Genomic DNA, 6,528 nt, shown 5'->3' with positions numbered 1-6,528 from the left:
AACGTCAATATTACCGCTTTCTAACTGATCTAAAAGTCGCTCCGATTGGTCTTCTATTAATACGATTTCAAGCTCTGGTAACTGCTTTCTAACCGTTGGTAATACTTTTGGTAATAAAAAAGGACTTATCGTCGGAATAATCCCTATTTTTATTCGACCGGATAACGGGTTTTTTTCTGATAACGCCAGATCAACAAGGTCTTCACTCAATGACAATATTTGTTGTGCTCTGCTGGCAATTTCTTCTCCAATCGGCGTTGGTAAGACTTTCCTATTCGTCCTTTCTAATAAAGACACTTCAAGTAGTTGCTCTAAATCTTGTATTCCGGCACTTAATGTTGATTGGGTAACAAAACATTTCTCAGCGGCATGGCCAAAATGCTTTTCTTCTACTACTGCGGTAAGGTATTGAAGTTGTCTCAGTGTGGGGAGTCGCATAATCGGCTTTTCCGTTTATTTGTCTAATATTAAGTTATAGCATAAATATATAGCTAATTTAAAAAGTCTTAAAAGTACGACCTGTCACAATGTAAATAGTTTTATTCTATTATTGAAACTTCGCTAACGTAGCTCTCCCAATTTTGTTAACATCACATATAAATAAACTTAAAAATCTCGGAGTTTCAGTATGAAAAAGTGGCAGTGCATTGTTTGTGGATTTATTTACGACGAAGCTGAAGGCCTACCAGAAGAAGGTATTGCACCTGGCACGGCTTGGGAAGATATACCAGATGATTGGGAATGCCCAGAATGTGGCGTTGGTAAAGATGACTTTGAGATGCTAGAAATTTAAATCTCATTAATATTATTTATATTGATACTTCCATTTAGCCATATTAATTCTCTTTATTTGTTTTGTAACAATGTAAAGCAAGTGCAAGATAGCTAGTATGGCTCTAACTCCTGTAGCTCTGATTCTGTGTTATCACATCTGACGCTTTCAAATTTTCGTAATATTAACCAGGTCTCTTTAAGTCCTTCTGTTGGTATTAACTTATTCATCGGCGAAAATGGCTCCGGTAAGACTAGCATTCTTGAAGCAATTCATTTGCTCGCAATGGGTCGCTCGTTTCGCTCGCGCAATTTAAAAAACATCATTCAGTTTGAGCATGCACAATTCACGGTTTTTGCGCGTTCATCGGAAATGACACCGGTAGGTTTACTTTTTGATACGGACACTGGTCTTCAAATCCGCTTGAATAATGCCCCACTAAAAAAACTTTCTGACCTTGCTGTTAACACACCACTCCAATATATCTCTGCCAACTGTCATCAGTTCTTTGAATTAGGTCCAAAATTCAGAAGACGCATGATCGATTGGGGTGTGTTTCACGTGGAACATAAATTTAATTATCATTGGCAAACATATAAAAAAGCGTTACTACAAAAGAACGCAGCATTGAAAAATAAGAAATCCAAAGCTGAAATAGAGTTATGGGATCAGTATCTGGTAAAACATGGTGAGCAAATTACTGACCTACGTACCACTTATCTCAATAGACTTATTGATATATTCAAACCAATCTTTAGTAAAATCTGCCCTACCTTTGATCAATGTGAATTTACAATTCGATACAGCAAAGGATGGAATAAAGATAAATCACTTCCCGAAACACTTGCTGAAAATTATGAGCGCGATCGTATTTTAGGTTACAGTCGAACTGGACCACACTCTGCAGACTGGATGGTAAGAATTAACAATGATTCACCTGAAGAAATGTTATCTCGTGGTCAACAAAAACTCTTTTATTTGTCATTGTGTCTCTCACAGATAACACTATTGACGGAGATTAAAGGGGTTAAAAATACGATTTTATTGCTTGATGACCTAAGCTCAGAATTAGATTGGCAACACCAAAAAACAGTAATGGAAACACTCAGAAGTTTGCCCGTACAAACTTTTATTACAAGTACCAATACTGAATTAGCTAGTTTAATAAGTAATGAAAAAGAGAAAGTGTTTCACGTGGAACATGGAGAAATCAGAGAGGATAATGAGACTGTCAACACTTCTATATAAGTAGTAGAATAGAAGGTTATTCAGCACATCCTCCATTTGGCCAGGAATAGTTTGACTATGACAACGGAAAAAAACAACAACACATACGATTCTTCAAATATAAAAGTCCTAAAAGGACTTGATGCGGTAAGAAAAAGACCTGGTATGTATATCGGTGATACCGATGATGGTACCGGCTTGCATCATATGGTTTTTGAAGTTTTGGATAATGCAATTGACGAAGCGTTAGCTGGTCACTGTAGTGAAATTCAGGTGAGAATTCACCCAGATGATTCCGTCTCTGTTATTGATAACGGGCGCGGCATTCCCGTGGATATCCATGAAGAAGAAGGCGTCTCTGCAGCAGAAGTTATCATGACGGTATTGCATGCAGGCGGTAAATTTGATGACAACTCATACAAAGTTTCAGGCGGTTTACATGGTGTTGGTGTCTCTGTCGTAAATGCCTTATCAAAAAAATTAGCGATGGAAATTCATCGCCACAACCGGGTTTATAAACAAACTTACACACATGGTGTGCCAGACTCAGCACTAACAGATGTGTCTGATACAGATATCACAGGCACGAAAATTCAGTTTTGGCCAAGTGAAGAAACATTCACTAACGTCACATTTGATTACAATATCCTGGCAAAACGGATCAGAGAGCTAGCCTTTTTGAACTCAGGGGTCAGAATTGTTTTAACAGATGAGCGTGATGAAAAAACAGAAACATTCTTTTATGAGGGCGGCATTACTGCTTTTGTTCAGCATTTGAATAAAAATAAAGATCTCATTCACGAAAATATCATCAAAATTTCTGGTATGAGAGATGATGTAACAGTCGAGTTATCGATGCAGTGGAATGACTCGTATCAAGAAAATATTTATTGTTTTACAAACAATATTCCGCAGCGCGATGGTGGAACGCATTTAGCGGGTTTTCGTGCCGCATTAACCAGAACACTCAACCAGTACATTGAAAGCGAAGGACTAGCGAAGAAGTCCAAAGTAACAACAAGTGGTGATGATGCGCGTGAAGGATTGACTGCCGTTCTATCCGTAAAAGTGCCTGATCCGAAATTCAGTTCACAAACTAAAGATAAACTGGTTTCATCAGAAGTAAGAACAATTGTTGAGTCTTATGTGAATGAGTTCTTTCATGACTTCTTAATTGAGAATCCTACTGATGCAAAATTAATCGCTAACAAAATGATTGATGCTGCTCGTGCACGTGATGCCGCAAGAAAAGCTAGAGAACTTACGCGTAGAAAAGGCGTGCTTGATATAGCCGGTCTGCCAGGTAAGTTAGCCGATTGTCAGGAGAGAGATCCTGCCCTCTCAGAACTTTTTTTAGTGGAAGGAGACTCAGCGGGCGGCAGCGCCAAGCAAGGTCGTGATAGAAGAACGCAGGCAATTCTACCGTTGAAAGGAAAAATTCTTAATGTAGAAAGAGCGCGTTTTGACAAAATGATCAGCTCTGCTGAGGTAGGCACACTAATAACCGCATTAGGATGTGGAATCGGCCGTGATGAATACGATCCTGAAAAACTCAGATATCATCACATAATTATTATGACCGATGCGGACGTTGATGGCTCACACATCCGAACATTGCTATTAACATTTTTCTATCGACAAATGCCAGAGTTGATTGAACGTGGTCATGTCTATATTGCACAGCCACCGCTTTATAAAATTAAGAAAGGTAAACAAGAGCGTTACGTGAAAGATGATGCAGAAATGGAGCGTTATCTAACAGAGGTTGCTTTGACAAATGCCAAGTTATTCCCAACAGAAGAGGCCAATGCTATCGAGGGCAGTGCGTTAGCATCTTTGGTCACTGAATACCAAACAGTCAATTCAATAATTGGCAGATTGTCTAATCATTATTATCCTGCGTTTCTTGATAAGCTCGTTTATCAGCCTCAGATTCCAGAAATGAATGATAGTGATGCGATAAATAGCTGGTTATCAGTCATTGAGGTGGAACTCAATAAAGGTTTACCAACAGGTACGCAGTTTAAACTGAGTATTAAAACACAGGAAAATGACCCAGTTGGTTTGATCAATATCAGTTACAGTCGACATGGTATCAGCACAGACTACCATATCCCTGGTGAATTCTTCGATAGCACTGAATATCAAAAAATCCTTGCGTTTTCTAATAAAATCAATGGCTTATTTGGTGAGGGTGCCAGAGTAGAACGTGGTGAAAGGCAGCAAGAGATTAGTTATTTCTCACAAGCCGTGAGTTGGTTGTTAGCTGAAGCACGCCGTGGCCAACATGTTCAACGCTATAAAGGCTTGGGTGAAATGAATCCTGACCAGCTGTGGGAAACCACAATGGATAAAGATAAACGTCGACTTTTACAAGTGAAAATCAATGATGCTATCGTCGCTGATGAGACCTTCAATACACTGATGGGTGATAATGTTGAACCAAGAAGAGAGTTTATCGAGACGCATGCATTACAGGTGTCGAATTTAGATATCTAATAATAGGAATCTTTCCTGAGTAAAATAAGTCATACAGCCGCAAGGTTGTGTGGCTTTTTTATGCATAAAAAGAAAGTGAAGGAAATTATATGCCCGAACAGATAAAACAGTACGACTTGGTACAGCGATGGTTACATTGGTTAATTGCGTTCGCCATTTTAGCCATGATCGCAATCGGACTATATATGGTTCAGCTTCCGAAAGAATGGGATTTGCCTGAAGGTCAAGAAAGTGTTCGGGCATTTTGGTTTTTATTACATAAATCGTTGGGGATAAGTATCGCTGTGCTGATTGTAATGCGTGTAGCGTGGCGTATATTTCATCCAGCGCCCTCTCTTCCCTCTTCTATCCCATTATGGCAACAGAAGCTCTCTGGTGGCGTCCACGGGCTATTATATGTGTTAATGATTGCTATGCCACTAACGGGGTATCTGCAATCAATGTACAGTAAATACGATACGAAACTGTGGGGAATAGTTTTACCGCGCCTGGCGGAGGCAGACCCAGATATGAGGGAGTACTTCAGTGAAATACATGAAGTGTTGGCATTTACGTTAATTGCATTATTACTTTTGCATATAGGTGCAGCAGTAAAACACCGAATAAATAATAATGATATTACTCAGCGCATGTCATTGTTTTCCAAAAAGTAGATGTAGAGAACATAAAAAAGGCCCTATCAAGGGCCTTTTTTATCTGATGTAGCAAGTGTTTAGTGTAGTTTGATTTTAGGGTGAACACTACGTCTGAAGATATGCGACAGAGAGAGCATAGCAACCCGGAAAGGACCAAACAGTGCAACTTGGTGCATCTTATATAAAGAAAGATACATCAGGCGCGCCATGAACCCCTCAATCATCATGCTGCCCTTACTTAGGTTGCCCATCAAGTTACCAACCGTGCTGTATTTACCTAACGATACTAGTGAGCCATAGTCATGGTATTCAAATTCAGGGGCAACCTTACCTGCCATGCGATTACGAATAGACTTATACACAACAGATGCCATTTGATGAGCTGCTTGAGCACGGGGTGGTACGTTCTCATCATGTCCCTGCCACTTACATGCACAACAATCACCGATGGCATAGATATCATCATCTAAGGTCGTTTGTAATGTTTGTCGTACAACCAATTGGTTCATCCAATTGGTTTCAAGTCCGGCAATATCTTTTAAGAACTCTGGTGCTTTGATACCTGCCGCCCATACTTTAATGGCAGCGGGAATGGTTTTTCCACTTTCTGTGAATATAGCCTTGTCATTAACCTCAACAACGCGTTCTCCAGTGAGAACGTCAACGCCTAATTTCGTCAATTCATCCGTTGTAGCCGCAGAGAGATTTTCTGGTAAGCCAGGTAAAACACGATTGGCTGCTTCAATAATGCTAATCTTGACGTCTTGTGGTTGTACTTCATCAAGCCCATAAGCAGTGAGTAAGTGAGAAACTTCATGAAGTTGAGCGCTAAGCTCAATACCTGTAGCACCTGCACCAACAATAGCAATGTTCAACTGACCTTCGTGCAAAGGCTTACCTTGTGTGTGTGCGCGAAGATAGGCTTCAAGTAATTTGTTTTGGAAAGATTCGGCTTGCTTGGTTGTATCAAGGAATAAGCAGTGATCACGAACACCTTTGATACCAAAGTCATGACTAACGCTACCAACAGATATGACAAGGTAGTCGTATTCAAATTCGCGACGTGGGATAATTTCCACCCCGTCTTGATTCAGTGTGGGGGCCAGAGATATAGTCTTACGGTCTCTGTCTAAGCCATCCATTTTACCCAAACGGAAACGAAATCCACTGGCATTAGCTTGACTCAGGTACTCAATTTCATCTTCATGCGAATCGAGTGTACCAGCAGCAACCTCATGAAGAAGCGGTTTCCATATGTGTGTATGTGTATTATCGACAAGCGTAATTTCAGCTTTGCCTTTTTTACCCAACTTTTTGCCGAGTTTAGTGACTAATTCAAGACCACCTGCCCCGCCTCCGACAACCACAATTTTTGGAATACTGTTAGACATTCGC

At 40.1% G+C, this 6,528-nt stretch carries 6 protein-coding genes; 4 read left to right on the top strand and 2 right to left on the bottom strand.

Features of this window, described 5'->3' with window-relative positions:
* Positions 1–438: LysR family transcriptional regulator (locus tag B4K20_RS05720; RefSeq protein WP_289282200.1), on the bottom strand; the 438-nt coding region annotated here is incomplete at its 3' end.
* A gap of 190 nt (positions 439–628) precedes the next feature.
* On the opposite strand from B4K20_RS05720, the gene rd reads away from it, so the two are divergent.
* The 4 genes from rd (at position 629) to B4K20_RS05700 (ending at position 5,151) form a co-directional block, all read left to right on the top strand.
* Positions 629–793, top strand: coding sequence for a rubredoxin (rd, locus tag B4K20_RS05715; RefSeq protein ID WP_289243596.1), 165 nt, complete (start codon positions 629–631; stop codon positions 791–793).
* 126 nt (positions 794–919) lie between these two features.
* A complete protein-coding gene (gene recF, locus B4K20_RS05710; RefSeq protein WP_289282199.1) occupies positions 920–2,020 on the top strand; it encodes a DNA replication/repair protein RecF in 1,101 nt (366 codons plus the stop codon).
* Positions 2,021–2,077: 57 nt separating this feature from the next.
* The gene (gene gyrB, locus B4K20_RS05705) at positions 2,078–4,498 is read left to right on the top strand and encodes a DNA topoisomerase (ATP-hydrolyzing) subunit B (protein ID WP_289282198.1); all 2,421 of its coding nucleotides are present in this window, start codon (positions 2,078–2,080) and stop codon (positions 4,496–4,498) included.
* 89 nt (positions 4,499–4,587) lie between these two features.
* Complete coding sequence (locus tag B4K20_RS05700; RefSeq protein WP_289282197.1) at positions 4,588–5,151, top strand: cytochrome b; 564 nt, start codon at positions 4,588–4,590, stop codon at positions 5,149–5,151.
* A 59-nt stretch (positions 5,152–5,210) separates the two neighbouring features.
* Here B4K20_RS05700 and B4K20_RS05695 read toward each other — a convergent pair whose 3' ends face one another.
* Positions 5,211–6,524: an NAD(P)/FAD-dependent oxidoreductase gene (locus B4K20_RS05695; protein ID WP_286305942.1), complete on the bottom strand. Its 1,314-nt coding sequence runs from the start codon at positions 6,522–6,524 to the stop codon at positions 5,211–5,213.
* Positions 6,525–6,528 lie beyond the last annotated feature (4 nt).

This window comes from Methylophaga sp. UBA5088, assembly GCF_002414625.1.
Classification (GTDB): Bacteria; Pseudomonadota; Gammaproteobacteria; order Nitrosococcales; family Methylophagaceae; genus Methylophaga; species Methylophaga marina.
This window is presented reverse-complemented; position numbering and strand designations above follow the sequence as displayed.

What these genes read in the sequence shown, in the direction of transcription:
- B4K20_RS05695 (WP_286305942.1), bottom strand. Translation starts at nt 6,524, where the DNA reads ATGTCTAACAGTATTCCAAAAATTGTGGTTGTCGGAGGCGGGGCAGGT.
- B4K20_RS05700 (WP_289282197.1), top strand. Translation starts at nt 4,588, where the DNA reads ATGCCCGAACAGATAAAACAGTACGACTTGGTACAGCGATGGTTACAT.
- rd (WP_289243596.1), top strand. Translation starts at nt 629, where the DNA reads ATGAAAAAGTGGCAGTGCATTGTTTGTGGATTTATTTACGACGAAGCT.
- gyrB (WP_289282198.1), top strand. Translation starts at nt 2,078, where the DNA reads ATGACAACGGAAAAAAACAACAACACATACGATTCTTCAAATATAAAA.